Source organism: Flavobacterium sp., assembly GCF_029242675.1.
GTDB lineage: Bacteria > Bacteroidota > Bacteroidia > Flavobacteriales > Flavobacteriaceae > Flavobacterium.
Map to the genome: position 1 here is coordinate 1 of NZ_JAQWTM010000074.1, position 16,181 is coordinate 16,181.

Annotated in this window: 13 protein-coding genes and 1 tRNA gene; 2 read left to right on the top strand and 12 right to left on the bottom strand. The window is 34.2% G+C overall.

The annotated features are described in order from the left end of the window. Positions 1–77 precede the first annotated feature (77 nt). From P8M54_RS02805 to P8M54_RS02855, 11 genes are all read right to left on the bottom strand, one after another. Entirely contained in the window at positions 78–491 is a 414-nt protein-coding gene (locus P8M54_RS02805) for a GxxExxY protein (protein ID WP_300284849.1), read from the bottom strand. 59 nt (positions 492–550) lie between these two features. Further along, the gene (gene map, locus P8M54_RS02810; protein WP_300284852.1) at positions 551–1,369 is read right to left on the bottom strand and encodes a type I methionyl aminopeptidase; all 819 of its coding nucleotides are present in this window, start codon (positions 1,367–1,369) and stop codon (positions 551–553) included. A gap of 42 nt (positions 1,370–1,411) precedes the next feature. Then, on the bottom strand, positions 1,412–2,821 hold the full coding sequence (locus tag P8M54_RS02815) for a TolC family protein (RefSeq protein WP_300284855.1): 1,410 nt from the start codon (positions 2,819–2,821) through the stop codon (positions 1,412–1,414). Beyond that, positions 2,821–4,176 carry a biotin/lipoyl-binding protein gene (locus P8M54_RS02820; RefSeq protein ID WP_300284858.1) on the bottom strand — a complete coding sequence of 452 codons (1,356 nt, stop codon included), beginning with the start codon at positions 4,174–4,176 and terminating at the stop codon, positions 2,821–2,823. The genes P8M54_RS02815 and P8M54_RS02820 overlap by 1 nt, the downstream gene beginning before the upstream one ends. 3 nt (positions 4,177–4,179) lie before the next feature. Further along, positions 4,180–5,838 carry an ATP-binding cassette domain-containing protein gene (locus P8M54_RS02825; protein WP_300284861.1) on the bottom strand — a complete coding sequence of 553 codons (1,659 nt, stop codon included), beginning with the start codon at positions 5,836–5,838 and terminating at the stop codon, positions 4,180–4,182. A 45-nt stretch (positions 5,839–5,883) separates the two neighbouring features. Continuing rightward, positions 5,884–6,564: a TetR/AcrR family transcriptional regulator gene (locus tag P8M54_RS02830; protein ID WP_300284864.1), complete on the bottom strand. Its 681-nt coding sequence runs from the start codon at positions 6,562–6,564 to the stop codon at positions 5,884–5,886. 1 nt (position 6,565) lies between these two features. Next, positions 6,566–7,174 (bottom strand): leucine-rich repeat domain-containing protein, encoded by a 609-nt coding sequence (locus P8M54_RS02835; RefSeq protein WP_300284866.1) that lies wholly within the window; start codon positions 7,172–7,174, stop codon positions 6,566–6,568. Positions 7,175–7,201: 27 nt separating this feature from the next. Next, positions 7,202–7,891, bottom strand: coding sequence for a DUF2490 domain-containing protein (locus tag P8M54_RS02840; RefSeq protein ID WP_300284868.1), 690 nt, complete (start codon positions 7,889–7,891; stop codon positions 7,202–7,204). Positions 7,892–8,072: 181 nt separating this feature from the next. Next, complete coding sequence (gene gpmI / locus P8M54_RS02845) at positions 8,073–9,590, bottom strand: 2,3-bisphosphoglycerate-independent phosphoglycerate mutase (protein WP_300284870.1); 1,518 nt, start codon at positions 9,588–9,590, stop codon at positions 8,073–8,075. A gap of 141 nt (positions 9,591–9,731) precedes the next feature. Then, positions 9,732–12,134: a DUF5916 domain-containing protein gene (locus P8M54_RS02850; RefSeq protein ID WP_300284872.1), complete on the bottom strand. Its 2,403-nt coding sequence runs from the start codon at positions 12,132–12,134 to the stop codon at positions 9,732–9,734. Between the two features lie 124 nt (positions 12,135–12,258). Further along, positions 12,259–14,670, bottom strand: coding sequence for a DUF5916 domain-containing protein (locus P8M54_RS02855; protein WP_300284875.1), 2,412 nt, complete (start codon positions 14,668–14,670; stop codon positions 12,259–12,261). A 187-nt stretch (positions 14,671–14,857) separates the two neighbouring features. Here P8M54_RS02855 and P8M54_RS02860 point away from each other — a divergent pair, with 187 nt between their 5' ends. After that, positions 14,858–15,580: a murein L,D-transpeptidase catalytic domain family protein gene (locus P8M54_RS02860; protein ID WP_300284878.1), complete on the top strand. Its 723-nt coding sequence runs from the start codon at positions 14,858–14,860 to the stop codon at positions 15,578–15,580. Positions 15,581–15,821: 241 nt separating this feature from the next. Continuing rightward, positions 15,822–15,894: transfer RNA gene (locus tag P8M54_RS02865), tRNA-Gly, on the top strand. 40 nt (positions 15,895–15,934) lie between these two features. Here the strand turns inward: P8M54_RS02865 and P8M54_RS02870 are convergent. Continuing rightward, positions 15,935–16,181: Type 1 glutamine amidotransferase-like domain-containing protein (locus P8M54_RS02870; protein ID WP_300284881.1), on the bottom strand; the 247-nt coding region annotated here is incomplete at its 5' end.

A 16,181-nucleotide genomic window follows, 5' to 3' on the forward strand; every position in this document is an offset into this window, starting at 1 on the left:
TGAGTACGAGTTTAAATAATTTTTTCATATTGGTTACACAGAGATTTACAAAGATCACGCAAAGATTCACGAAGTACTTAAATTTCCTTGTTTGAATTTATAAACCGTTTTATATTGTTTTTTAATATTTTAGAATTAAAATTTATCAATAGCCCTAAAGGGTACTTTCCTAATTTTAGATAAGTCAGTATTTGAGCAAAATGAACGGATGTAAATTCATCCACTGTTTTTAGTTCAATTACTAGGATATTTTCAATTAGCAAGTCTATCCTATAACCTTGATCTAATTTGATTTCTTTGTATTTAATAGGAAGTCCTACTTCTTTTTCAACTTTTAATCCCGCTTTTTGTAACTCATAAATCAAACAGGCTTGATAGGCTGATTCTAAAAGACCAGGTCCTAAAGTGCGATGTACTTCAATAGCCAATCCAATAACTTTGTAGGAAAGTGCATTTAACTCCTCACTCAATTCTAGTGGCCTGTCTTCCATTAAACTGTTTTTAAAACTTTGTGAATCTTAGTGTTTTCTTGGGTACTCTTTGCGAAAGATTATACTACTAGCGGCACTTTTCTGAACTCATCCTCTTCATTGCTAACGATTCCTAGTGCTTTATAAATATAAGCGAATGTCGAAAGTAATTCTGGTTTTCCGTCAACAAGAGCAATATCGTGTTCAAAATGTGCAGAAGGTTTTCCATCGGCAGTCAAGATTGTCCAACCGTCTTTTAGCTGTTTGATGTTGCGTGTACCTTGATTAATCATCGGCTCTAGCGCGACTACCATTCCTTCTACAAATAATTTCCCACGGCCTCTTTTACCATAATTTGGCATTTCAGGAGCTTCGTGCATTTTTTGGCCTAAGCCATGACCTACAAGCTCACGAACGACCCCGTAACCATGGCTTTCGGTATATTTTTGAATTGCATTACCTACATCCTCTACACGGTTTCCAATTTTGAACTCACGGATTCCTACGTACAAAGATTCTTTAGTTACTTGCAATAATTTTTTAGTTTCTGGAGCAACTTCACCTACTTCAAAAGTATAAGCGTGATCTCCATGATAGCCATTTTTATAAGCCCCACAATCGATAGAAATGATATCTCCACTTACAAGAGGTGTATTGTTGGGAATCCCGTGAACCACCTGTGCATTTGGACTCATGCAAAGCGAATTTGGAAAACCATACAAGCCAAGGAAAGAAGGTTCAGCACCATGATCACGAATGAAGGTCTCGGCTAATTTGTCAAGGTATAAAGTGGTAACTCCCTCTTTAACTTCGGCAGCGAGCATCCCTAATGTTTTGGATACGATCAAAGCACTTTCGCGCATTAATTCTATTTCTTCACGTGATTTTACGATAATCATAGTTCTAATTTTTGAGTGTGCAAAAGTACAATTTTAATTTATTTAATCGGGATTTGCCATGATTTTATATAGTTCGGAGTTCGACACACAATACTCATTGCGCAAAGCGATGGCAGCTAATTGTGCAGTAATTAAACTACTCTCTCGGCTATTGATCAAAAATAATGAGCTTTCGCCAAAAATAAACAAACGCTCTTCTGATTGCAGCATGGTATTATAATCGCGAACCAACTCATTAGCCATTAGGCGTTGTTTGTTTAAGGAAGTAATAACCTCTTTTTGAGCTTTTATTTTATTCGAAAGTTGTAAACGTTCGAGATTTAAGCTATTGGTTGTTTCTTGGATTTTGAATTTGGCTAGTTTCAAACTACCACGTTCTTTTCGTAGAAAAATAGGATAGGCAAAGTTGATTCCCAGCTTGTAATTTTCGAATTTGTAGCTATCGATATACTGCGGCTCAGAAATGTAGGAGTAGGAGAGGTCAATTTTAGGCAACAATGCGTTTGCCTTCAACTTACGATCCACCTCCAACATATCAATTTTAGTTTCTAAAGCGCTAATTTTTGGATGTCCATCGATAGAAAAGTTATTGGCAAGCAAATCGTTTGTTTTCAAGGTTTCTTGAATGGTGTTTTCAATTAATTGCTCAGGAAATAATACATCCGATAATTCCATAGGAATGGAATTGTCCAACCACAAGAAATTAGATAATTCAAGTTTAGACTTTAGTAATTTTAGACGAGAGTTTTCCAGACTAAGCTGACGGTTTTTTAAACTAATACCTGCTTCGACACTATCAATAGCCCTTTTATCTCCTTGTTTGATTAAGGATTGGATGGCTTTAAAACGAGTTTCTGCATTAGTATTGTACAGCGAATACATTTGAAATTCTTCGTAGTTTTTTTTCCAATTAAAATAGGCAACTGATGCGTCATATAAAACCGCAATGGCAAGTAGCTTTCTCTCGGCTTGTCCTAATTGCATTTGTAATTTTGCTTTGCGCAAATCAGCCATTCTTTGATTAATAAACAAACCTTGTCCTAAAGGAACCGAGATTCCAACTGCAGCTAAACCATCGGCAGGAACGGTGTTTTGCGGATTTAAGTAGTATCCTTCATTTTGTTCAAAACCGGCTTTTATTTCGATTCCGTACCAAGTAGGGATTTTGAAACTACTGTTTAAAATCGAATAATATTCAGTGTCTTTGAATTGCTTTTTATCAAAGTCCACCGCAATTTTAGGATCAAACGCACCTCTAGCAGCCATTAATTCGGCTTGCGCTTTATTGATTTCTAGATTAGCGGTTTTTACTAATGGATGAAACTTTTTGACATACCCTAGGTATTCATTAAAAGTGAATTCCATTTGTTGTCCAAGTTTCGTTTCATTCTCTACTTGTTGCCCTTGGCTATGCCAAGCGAAAAAGAGTAAAAATAAAATGGAATATTTCATTATTTTTTTTCTTTAGATTTTGGTGTTTTTTCAGGTACTTCATAGTAATCTGGCGGGAATCCGTTAAGGGTACGCCAAATTTCAAACCAAACTGGTACTGTATTTAACAGTGCAATTGTTTGCGCTCCTGATCCTATACTCAATTGTTTTGGCCATGGTGCTTCTTCGGGATCGGGTGCGATTAAAACTCTGAATTTTCCATTGTCGCTTATGAATTTTTCAACGGCAATTATTCGGCCTCCAAAGGTTCCGTAAGACATATCAGGCCATCCTGAAAAAACAATCGTTGGCCAACCATCAAACCAAATTCTCATTTTTGCTCCTTTTGAAATCAATGGTAAGTCCAACGGATTGACAAAAGTCTCTACGGCAATATCGTATTCAGATGGCATAATAGTCGCAATTGGAGTTCCTTCCTTGATTGTTTCGCCTATACCTGCTTGCAGTGCACGGTTGATGTAACCATTTTGTGCAGCCTTAATGTAATACATCCCGTTACGAATACTATAATTCGCATATTGATTTTTTAGTTTGTTTACTTGCGCTTCCGTATCATATTGATTGCTTAAGGCGGTAAACTGATCACTCTCGGCTTTTGCGACCTTTTCGTTGTATTCAGCTACAATGCGGTTTAATTCTACTTTTGCGTTAAGTAATTCATTTTGAGTGGTTAATAATTTGTTTTCTTGTGTTATAATTTTAGCTTCAACTTCTTGTTGCTTTAATCGCTTTTCCTCGACATCCGTTAGCGCTTTAAGGCCTTCATTGTTCAATTGAACCGCACGATTGAACTGCGTATTGGCAATTTTTAGTTGTGTTTTTACAGCTACTAAATCAATCGAATCACTTTTTATTTTGAAGCGAGCTTGTTTTAATTTGTTTTCAGCTTGCTGTAGCTTTAGACTTTTTTCACTTTGGATAGACGCAATTTGACTCTCTAAGGCGCCGTATTTAGAACTGTATGAATTTAAAGCTTGACTTTTAGCATCTAATTGGTTTTTAGTATTTTGAACTAAATTAGGATCCATGTAGTCCTCCTTTATTTCTGAAATGAATAAGATGGTGTCTCCTTTTTTTACATAGTCACCTTCTTGTACATACCATTTTTCTATTCGGCCGGAAATCACACTTTGAATGGATTGTGGGCGCTGGTTGGGTTTTATAGTCGTAACCGCACCTTTTCCGTTAATGTTTTGTGTCCAAGGTAAAAATAATGTTACCAATGCAATGACCGCTATTATAGTTATCAGTCGGTTTAATATTTTATAATAGGGTCTAGATTCTAAGCCTTTTACTGTTTTAAACCGATCCAAGTGTGCGGATGCATGTTTATTGTTGTCAGATATATTTAACATAAATTATATTTTTTGGTCTAAAATAATTTCTCCTTTTTGCATAGTAATATGTCTTGAGCATTTGGTCTTCCAGTACGGATTTTTAGAAGAGACAATAATGGTCCAATTGTGTTCCTTAGCAGTAATAAAATCGATGATTTGGTTCGCAATTGGGTCGTCCATATGATCAGTAGGGTCTTCGTAGAATAAAATTTTAGGTTTACTAACAATACTTCTCGCTAATAATATTTTTTGGGCATTAGATGACGACAGTTGTTTTCCTTCCGGGAATAAGGGGGTTTCAAGACCTTTAGGCAATGTCATGATAAATTCTTTTAATTGCATCCCTTCAATCGCCCATTTTAGTGTTTCATCAGTCACGGTTTTCGTTTTGAAGGTGATATTCTCCAAAACAGTCCCTTCGAAGGGCGTTTCTCCGTAGATAATACTTTCTATTTGTGAACGAAACTGATTCAAATTAATCTTTTTAAAGCTATTGTCATTAATAGAAATAGAACCATTTAAGGGTTGTATTAAGCCGGATAAAACTCGAATCATAGTTGTTTTTCCAGAGCCGTTTGGTCCTTCAATAAAAATGCGTTCTCCTTGATTAACGTGTAAAGAGATGTTATTTAGGGTTTTAGTTTTTGAATCGGGGAATTTAAAATTAATTTTCTCTACTTCTAAGGCTATTGAAGTATAGCAGTTGTCGTAATCAACAGGGAATTCCTCTTCTAATTTCATATCAGTTATTAAACCAATTTTTTCTACAGAGGTCAAGACATCATACAAAGTTTCAAGTCCAATAACGATTTTCTCAACAGAATTGATTACCAACAAAATGATGATTTCAGCCGCTACAAATTGTCCAATATTCATTTGCTGCGAAAGCACTAAGTAACCACCGATAGATAATAAACTTGCTGTAATAATTATTTTAAAGACAATTAGCTGACTAAACTGATTTTTTATAATAGAAAAATGCTGTTCTCGATAACTTAAGTAATCAGACACTAATGCATCATTTTTACTTAAAGCGTAATCATGATGTAAATTATTTCTAAAACTAAAGTTATTACGTGCAATTTCTTGCAGCCAGCCAGCAACTTTGTATTTGTACTTTGACTCTTTCATACTGGTTTCGAGTCCTGGATTGTATGAGAACCTAAAGATAAAGTATAAAAGTAGCAACAGTAACATTCCAAAAAAGATGAAATAATTGTGGTATAACGATAGTAAAATAATACCGAATATAATTTGAAGGATTGCCGCCGAAAAATCGATTAATAATTTTGCTGTTCCTTTTTGAATCATCAGGGTATCAAAAAAACGGTTTGCTAATTCCGGTGGGTAGGTATTGTAATATTCTTCAAATTTGATCTTTGGTAAACGAACAGCAAATTCAAATGAGGAGCGAATGAATATTTTTTGCTGTAAGTTCTCCATAATACGCAATTGCATCAAGGCGAGAACACCTACGAGGGCAACTCCAAAAACAACCAAAACAATTAAAACAATCCATGAAGCACTTGCTCTTCCGGATTGAATAAAGTTAGTAATTGCTTGGATACCTAAGGGTAATGATAAACTTATAAGTCCAGATAAGATTCCATAGAAAAACAATTGATACACGTCTTTCTTATCTAATTCGAGCAAATTATAAAATCGTTTTAAAGGTTTCATATGTTGTGTGTTAATTATGTATTGTTGTTTTTTGTGACTGACTCCTTAAGCCTTTTTAACTACTATTGTGTCGATGAGTTCCAAGAAAAAATCAGTAGGAGAAACGGAGTCATCGCAATCAGTAATTGTTGAGAGGTGGTCTTTTAAAAAATGTTGGTGCAAAGATCCTTTCACAATAGTCGAAATTAAACTTTTGGCAAAAGGATAATTGGGATTAATCTCATGTACGATGGCTACAATGCGGTTTATTAATCGCTTGTAAATGATGAAATAACCTTCTTTATTTTCCTCGTCAACCTCTTTAGTATACAGTGTTTTGGTGAACTCAATGATTACAATTTTATTTAATTGTTTTTCGTTTACATGCGCCGTACGTTCATCATCTAAGATTTTTTCAGTGACGATGGTAATGGCACGTTTTAGTCGTTCTATTGGATCCTCGATATTCGTTAATTTGAATACCATTCGATATTCGATCCAGCTCCAATACCAAGAACAGAGGTAAACTAAAAGTTTATGCTTATTCTCAAAATAACGGTAAATGGAGCTTTCATTAGAGCCGATGCGTTCCCCTAATTTTTTAAAAGTAAAAGTATCAAAACCTATTTCGTCTATTAAAATAATACTCTCTTTTATTATTTTTTTTCCTAGAACGGATGTTTCAGGATCTTTAACAAAAATCTTTTCAGGAATTTGAATTTTTATATTAGTTGGAATATCAATCATTTTAGAAATTTATTTTGAAACCAAAATTAAGGTTTTTAAGTTCAATACTATCAGGAGCTATATTATTTTCGTTCAAATCTAAACTCTTTAAATGAGAAAGTGAATTCATGTTTGTAGGAATTTCTTTTAATTCATTTTTGCGTAAACTCAAATATTCTAAATTTTGAAGTTTAAACATTTCTTTTGGAATAAAAGTAATATTATCATTCTCTAAAAATAATGATTTCAATTTAGGAAGTTTTGCAAGAACAGTAAGTGATGCAGTTAAATCCATGCTATTTTCATCATTAAGATATAGCGCTTCAAGTTTTTTAAGCTTTGAAAACTCTTTTGGTAAGACTTTTAAGTCGTTCCCACTTAAGTCCAAAGTTTTTAAGTTTTTAAGTAAAAACAACTCTTTTGGGAGCACTGTTAGGTGATCGTTTTTTAAACTAAGGTATTCTAGATTGATAAATTTAGAGAAGTCGATTGTTGAAATATCAACTTTGTTATTGGTTAAATCTAAACGTTTTACAGCTGCTGGATTTGAAATATCAGTATCTATTTGTGCTTGTAGACTTCCTGTACATAACAGTGTAAATATAAAACTTTGAAGGAATATGTTTTTCATTTTGAGCGAATTTAAGTTAGTTGTTTTTTAAAAAGTATGATGTAGGCTCAGTTGAATTTGATCTTTACCTGCATTTTCAGTAGATTGATTCATGAATCCCATTTGCAATCGTAATTTATCTGTTAATCCATATCCTACACCAGTATAAAAACGATTTCGGTCAAAAACAGTTACGGTCCTTCCATCGCCAATATTTTTTTCTCCATTGATAAAAATCTCATTGTATAATGCAATATAAACTGCGTTCTTCGAGAGAGTTGTTTTATTAAGAGGAATGTTTAGAAAGAGGTTATATCTGAATCGACTTCTAAAATCTTGATTTTCTACAAATCGTTGCTCATACCTAAATCGATGGTTAAAATACAGTCGTTTACCCACTTTTAGAGGCAATAAAGCTTCTTGATAAATTCTTGTTTCTGAGGTCGTTTGATTACTCTCGCCAATAACGCCGGTTGTGATATGAGCAACTCCTAGCGTAAGCGTGACATCAGTATTATTGGGTTTGTAGGTTAGACCTGATCGTACTAATAATTGTTCTAGATCTCCCAAAGTATTCCAATTTCGATATTGAACATCACCCTGAATACCAAACTGGCTATTTTTAAATTTAGCATTGTAAAAGTACATATACCATGCACCAATTTTGTCTGTATTGTTTTGAGCTTGTGCTGGCAGAACTAAAAGGAATAGGGTTAGGAATAGCGAAATTTTTTTCATGTAATAGTGTTGTTTGTAAGGCTTTTGATTTGTTGTTTTGAATAAGTAGTAATGTACTAGTTAATCTTGTTTAGTGCAAAGATAATAGTAATACTATTAGTTTTGAAATTTTAACTTTTAATTATAAAAAAAGCGAGAAACAATAATTGTTTCTCGCTTGTTCTAAACAGAATTTTACCAGTTAGATTAAAGAGTTTCCTGTCATGACTGTAGGTTTTTCTACACCCATTAATTGTAAAATTGTTGGTGCGATATCGCCTAGGACTCCGTCATGAACCATAATTTGATCTTGGTCGACTAAAATAAAAGGTGCAGGGTTCGTTGTGTGCGCCGTATTGGGGCTTCCATCAGGATTTATCATGGTTTCACAATTACCATGGTCAGCAATTACTAATGTTGTATAATCATTTGCTAATGCTGTAGTAATTACTTTTTGTACACAAATATCTACCGCCTCACATGCTTTTATAGCCGCATCCATCATTCCGGTATGGCCTACCATATCACCGTTAGCAAAGTTAAGACAGACAAAATCAACGTCTCCTTTTTCCAGTTCAGGACACAAAGCAGCAGTCAATTCAAAGGCACTCATCTCTGGTTGTAAATCATAAGTGGCTACCTTTGGAGAGTTTTTTAAAATGCGGCTTTCTCCAATAAAAGGCTCTTCCCGACCACCCGAAAAGAAAAAGGTAACATGCGGATATTTTTCAGTCTCAGCAATACGGATTTGCTTTTTTCTTGCTTTCTCCAATACTTCTCCTAATGTTTCGGTGATATTATCTTTGTTGTAAACCACTTTCACATTTTTATAAGTTTCGTCATAGTTCGTGAGCGTTACATAATACAAGTTTAGTTTATGCATGTTTTGCTCGTGAAAGTCTTGCTGTGAAAGGGCTTCGGTTAATTCACGTCCTCTATCGGTTCTGAAATTAAAGAAAATCACAACATCATCTTCGGTAATAGTAGCTAATGGTTTGTCTGTAAAATCTACAGCTAGAATCGGATGAATGAACTCATCTGTAACTTCGTTTTGATAACTTTCTTCAATGCTATTGATAAGGTTTCTACTAGGATTTCCTTGACCATTTACCAGTAAATCATAGGCAAGCTTTACGCGTTCCCATCGTTTATCACGATCCATTGCATAGTAGCGTCCTACAACTGAAGCTATTTTTACTGAGGTGTTTGCTATGTAATTTTGTAAATCCTGAATGTATTTTTTTCCTGATTTTGGGTCTACATCGCGTCCATCAGTAAAGGCATGAATGTAAACTTTTTCTAGACCATATGATTGCGTAGCATCGATCAATCCTCGTAGATGCGAGGTGTGAGAGTGAACTCCACCATCAGAAACTAGTCCTAAAAAATGAACTTTTTTATGTTTGTCCTTGGCATATTGAAAAGCATCTTTTAAAACTTGCTCTTGCGCTAAAGTGTTGTTGGCAACAGCCAAATTAATTTTGGCTAAGTCTTGGTAAACAATTCGACCTGCACCCAGATTCATGTGGCCTACTTCGCTATTTCCCATTTGCCCTTCTGGTAATCCTACATGTAATCCATCTGTTCTTAACTGTGCACTAGGATAATTGTTGTAGAGGCTTTTTATAAAAGGGACATTCGCATTGTCTATTGCTGAAACTTTAGGATCCGGAGATTTACCCCATCCATCTAGTATCATTAAAATTACTTTTTTGTTCATTTGTTTTAGTTTTAAACAAAGATAAAGTATTTATAAAAAGGTCCCAAGGTTTCTAAATCACTATTATCCAATCTTAAATGAAGCCTAAGATTAAATGATAATAGTTTCAAAAACAGGAGCTAAATTTAAAATTAATGTATTTTAAAACATGTTTTTAATGCCGTTATAGTCTATAAAATAACGCACACTAATAGAAAGTGTATGGTTAAGTGCGCTATTATTTAATAAATCTGTTATGTTTCGACCTAAATCCTTGTTGATGTCACGATCAAAATTAGCAGCATTGTTTCTATAAAGGATTGAAACTTGACTGCCAGGTGCAAACCACCAATTGTATGATAAATCAGTATTCCAAGAATAGAAACTAGAGTTATTATTTTGTATTGAACTAGGATAGTCTCTAAAACTACCGTCTTGGTTTAATGTCAAATAGTTTTTGTTTTCGGCGTAAGACCAATATTGGCGAACTGATAAATTAAAAGTCATTTGGCTATTGATAGAGTACTTACCTGAAATGGAATTACCATAAGTTACCACATTTCTATTGGCAAATATGATATCATTTGCTTGAATAGATAGAGGTTCATTATATCCCTTATTGTTATTTCTTCTTGAAAAATTAAAGCTATAATTAACAGCGAGTCTATCGTTAAAACGATATCTAGGCGCTATATAAAAACCGTAGGCATTTCGGCCGGCTTGGTCGAATACCGAGAAATTAGGACTTACATCTAAAGCAAATTTTTTGTTGTAATTTGAGGATAATGTCACTGATCCGCCCACTCTTCTTGGATTAATTACGTATCTTCCGGCAGCCCTTGGTTCATAAAAATCGTAGGATTCTAAAGGATTTGCGTTTAAACTGATACCAAAATAGTCATTTTTTTTAGTATTCATGTTTACATTAAAATTCAAGCTATTTCCTTGTAGTTTTCCGGTTTCTTTTTGAAACTGAGTATACACATTCATATTAGTGCTAAAGGAGTTGAATAATTTTGTAGGGTTTAAAATTCGATAACTTGTATTACCATAAAAGCTGTAATAATTAGTTTCAAAATTAATCCCCAAGTCATTGTTATCATAATCTTTGGTTGTAATATCAGCACCTACACTGTACCGGTACTTTCCTGAGGTTTCAGCGAAATTTAATTGTGAATTGATTCCTTTTTTATTTTCAATGTCATTTACAAAGCTATACTTAAAGTCTCCAGACAAGTTATAGGTATTTTGTTTAGTATTTAAATCCCAAACTAAAGCAGATACATTGGCATCTCTAAAGCTACCATTTCGGGTAACATTAGTGTTAATAAAAGAGACTGCTGAATTTTTCCTGAAGCGCTGGTCAAGTACTATTACACTGTAATTAGAAAGGGGTTCTAATTCCTCTCTCCTGGTTTCTAAGGTGTTTTTGTTCTCTATGGTTGCATAGGTTCTTTCGGTCACAGCGTTTAGAATACCAATACCTAAACCGTCTTTAGTACGTCCTGAAACTTTTAGAGCGTTAATCAAGTTTACTGTTGAAGGGTAATCGATCACTGTTTCATTAGTGCTTGGTTTAGGCTTGCTTACTGGTTTACCACCAATTCTTCGAGAGTACAAAAGGTCTCCCTTACTAAAGAGGTCGGTTCCTTCAGTGAAAAAAGATCTATTTTCGTTAAATTGCTGTTCAAATGGCCCAAGGTTAAGTATTTGATCGTCAAATTTAGTTTGACCAAAATCGGGAACTAGGATTGCATCTAAGGTAAACGCGTCATTTATACCGTATTTAACATCTAGACCGCCTTTAATTGTTCCATTGGTTTTTTGCTGGCTATTTGCATTTACATAGTATGATGAATAGGGCAGTAAGAATAGACGTGTAGGAGTTGTGATATTTTCAATTCCAACTAATTGACCAGTTTGTTGTGTAAAAGTTCCTAGTTTAGAATCGATAAAATTCCAAGAGTATTTAAAACGATCTCTTCTTACTTCTCTGAAAAAATTCAGACCCCAAGTTTGCTTTTTTTCAGCTGAGAAACGTAAAGCTGCATATGGAATGCGCATTTCTACCGCCCAACCAAATTCGGTCATAATGGCTTTACTTTTCCAAACCGCATCCCAAGAGTAATCTTCTCCATTAGTGTCGGTAGTGATACAGTCAGCTTGTCCGTCAGCAGCATTTACAAAAAATTGAAAATCCTGTTGTCCGTCATTAAATCCGTTGATAAAAACCCCAAATACATCTGAAGCTCCAAAATCATCTCGGGCAGAGATTTCTTTCATGATTTTGCTTGGATCTTCGTCATACAACAAAGCGGCTAAGTAAATAGCATCATTGTCGTAAAGTACTTTAACGATGGTTTTTCGGCCCTCAGGGATTGGTGTTCCATTATCAGGTTGAAACATTATAAAATCTGTAGCTGCAGCTGCTGTTTCCCACGCTTTCTCATCAAATTTCCCGTCGATCGTAATATTGTCTACGGTAAGTTTAGTTTGTAAGACTTTCTTTTGGCTGTAGCCAAAAAAGGAAAGGAATAAGAGAAAAAGTGGTAAGAAATTCTTCATAAGACTGCTAGCTGTAACAAATTTTTTATTTGTTTTATTAATACCTAACAGGTTTAATTGTAAATAAAACCTGCATTATAATAGACTAGTAAAAAAACAATATGTTACAGTTTAACGAGGCAAATTAAAATTTATTTTTCACCATGTTGTAATCTAAGTAATAACGAAACCGTACGGATATGATATTGGTTAAGTTAGCATCAAAAACATTTTTTAGATTTGTTTTTAAATTGCGCTCCACTACATTGGTTCCTTCTTGAGAATAATTACGATACAAGACAGACATTTCACTACCAGGGGCGAACCACCAAGAGTAAGCTAAATCAAAATTCCACGAATTGAAATTTCTGTTTTTATTTAAGGTGTAGCTTGGGTTACTTATTATCTCGCCGTTATTTTGCAAGGTGTAAAATTCTTTTACATCTGAGTAAGACCAATAATATCTTGCAGTTAAATTTAAAGTCATTTTATTGTTAATGGCATATTTAGCGACCAAATCATTTTGAAATATTGCTCGATCTCTTCTTCCAATGATCACATCGGAGTTTTGAAATCCTGCAAAACCGATATCATTTGTTTTGTGTAAGTAATCTAATATGTACATAATAGAGAATCTTTCATTTACACGGTATTTAGGACCAATAGCGATGCCATAGTTTGCTCGACCCTTTTGATCGAAAATCGCAAAACTAGGAGTGAAGTCAAAAGTGAAGGCGCTATTTCGGTTAAACTCAACTCCCAAGTAGCCATCTACGCTACGAGGAACTTCGAGGTAGCGACCATAAACTCGAGGGTCATAAAAATCATAGGAATTGAAGGGTTTGAAATTTAAGGCTAGTTCATAGTAATGATTGCGTATAGTGGTAGCCTTGAAGGTTGCTTTGTAATATCCTTCTTGTAATTTGTTTGTTGTATTATCGTATAGAACGCTGAATTCATTAAAGAATCTAAAAGTGTTAAATACTTTAGTCGGTTTTAAAATTCGATAGCTAATGTTAGAATAGAAATTATAAAAATTAGTATAGAAGTTAATTCCTAAGTCGTTATCATCATAATTTTCTGAGGTGTATCTCCCTGTTAATGTATAGCGGTATTTTCCACTTGTTTTTGCGAAATTTATTGAGGTCTTGTACCCATTGTAATCTTGAAGGTCATTGATTGTACTGTATTTAAAATCACCATATAAGTTGTAAGTATTGGCTTTAGTGCTCAAATCAAATACTAGCGCTGATACATTAGCATCTCTAAAACTACCATTACGAGAAACATTGGTATTGACGAACGATACTGACGAGTTTTGTCTAAATCGTTGGTCAAGTACAAGCACATTGTAGTTAGCCAAAGGTTCGATTACTTCTTTACGACTTGTATTGGTAGTTGAGTTGTCGATTGTAGCATATGTTTTTTCAGTTACGGCATTCAAAAAACCAATTCCTAAGCCTTTTTCTGTTCGGCCTGATACTTTAACAGCATTTATTAAATCTACAGAAGTCGAAAAATTAGAGAGCGTTTCGTCTGCAGGAAGAGATTCTTCAAACTGATCTTTATCAGTAATCGGTGCGCCACCAATTCTTCTCGAATAAAAGATGTTTCCAATGTTAAATAAATTCGTTCCCTCAGTAAAAAAAGGTCGGTTTTCATCAAATCGTTGTTCGAAAGGCTCTAAGTTCAAAATGGCATTATCAAACTTAGTTTGTCCAAAATCAGGGACCAAAATGGCATCGAGTGTAAACGAATCATTTATACCGTACTTTATATCCAAACCTGCTTTGAAAGTTCTGTCTGATTCAAAATCATCTTCTTGGTAGTAACCGGAAACATACGGGATAAAAAAGAGTCGAGTAGGAGGTTTGATATTTTCAATTCCTTTTAAGATTCCTGCTTGTGTGATAACCGCTCCAATTTTATTGTCAACGTAATTCCAAGTGTACTTTTGAACATCTCTCTTTATTTCTCTTGTGAAATTCAGACCCCAGGTTTGGCTCTGTGCATTTGAAAATCGTAAGGCAGCGTATGGAATTTTCATTTCAACTACCCATCCAAAATCAGTAATGGTTACTTCACTATCCCAAATGGCGTCCCAAGAAAAGTCTTCACCATCTTCTGTTGCAATACAATCCATTTGAACTCCAGCAGCACTAACATAAAAACGGTAATCTTGCTGACCATCATTAAATCCATTGATGTTGACAGAAAAATGATCTGATACACCAAAAACGTCTCTTTGGGTTATTTCTTTTTGAATTTTTTTGGGCTCATTATCGTACATAATAGCCGAAATGTAAATAGCATCATCGTTGTAAAGTACTTTTACCTCGGTTCTTTTTTCTTGACTAATAGGTCTTCCATTATCGGGTTCAAACATCACAAAATCAGTTGCGATATTGCTATTGTTTTCCCAAGCAGGTTCATTAATTCGCCCGTCAATACTGATGCTGTTGTTGGTGGCTTGTGCAATAAGAGTTTTTTTCTGACAATAAGTAATAGTGCAAAAAAAGCATAATATTATTGTAAAAATGGAGTTAAATTTGGTCATATTGGTTGGTTAATGGCAAGCAAAAATAAGATAATTAACAGAATAAACAACATTTGTGATATATATTTTTGTAGTTAAAAGACTATTTAAAAGTTAAAACTGTAATAAATTGGCTTGCTATTTTTTTTCTTTGATCAGTTTTACTATTTTTACGACCCCAAATAAAAATTTAATTTAATATAAATCAATGACTTACCAAATACTTCCTACTGTATTGTTTTTCTTTTTCACCTTGTTTTCCAATGACTGCGCAAATAGCAAGGTTGAAACAAGTACCCTAAAACTTCTTGCCAAAAATGAAAATGTAGCCGCTATTAGTTTAGAGGAGACAACCTATAATAAATTACAAGCTAATGATTTAGCCATGCCAAGCAGGGAAGGTTTCATGGAAGCACTTAAAGGTTTTACCAAACTCAAAGAAAAAGGATTGATTACAAAAAACATTTTGACTTTGATTGATTTTAGTTTGTCTTCAAATGTTAAGCGTCTTTGGGTTATTGACCTAGATTCAAATGAAGTTTTAATAAATTCTTTAGTGGCTCACGGTCGTAATACAGGCGATGAATTTGCTTCTAGCTTCTCTAATGTGTCGGAATCATTTAAAAGTAGTCTTGGTTTTTATGCCACTGGCGAAATTTATAGAGGCAAGCACGGAACCTCTCTTAAGCTAGACGGACTAGAAAAAGGAATTAATAGTAACGCGAGAGATCGCGCCGTAGTTATTCATGGTGCTGATTATGTGTCGGAATCGTTTATTCACAACAATAAAAGATTGGGACGTAGTTTAGGTTGTCCAGCTATTCCATTGGCTTTAACTGAAAAAATTATAAGCACGATCAAAGATAAGTCTTGTTTGTTTATTTATTATCCGTCTTCGACTTACAAGGTAGCGTCAAGACTTATTTCATAAACTGTAAAACATATAGAGGCAACAGGATTGTTGACTCTGACAGTGAAAATGCTTTTTAATTCAGTCTTCACAAGAGGGATTTTTTAGGGTATCATTTGTTGGACTATAAATGGTTTGAAAATTATTATTTTCTAACGTTTTAATTTTAAAAAGGTTAAGTAGCGTTTGAAATTTTTTCGCAAATTTTTGGAAATAAAACTTGTTTCTAACAAAAGTTATTCTCTATATTTGCACTCGTAATGCGAAAGTAGCTCAGTTGGTAGAGCTCCAGCCTTCCAAGCTGGTTGTCGCGAGTTCGAGCCTCGTCTTTCGCTCTTTTAAAAAAGCCGAAACATCTATATGTTTCGGCTTTTTTTATTTTAGATCGCTAAGATCCGTTTCATTCTCGATTTCAATTGCTAGTTCGTTTTGTTTAAATAGTCGTGCCTTTAAACTTCCCTTAAGGATAATTTTGTTTCCTTTAACCTCTAACCAACTACCTTCTCTTAGTCCTAAAACCGGAATAGTATTAAACGAATGAAATTCTTTAATTCTAGTTTCTCTAGTTTCTCCCATATGTTTGGATTGGGTGTCAGGATCAAGATAGTGAGCATTTATATTA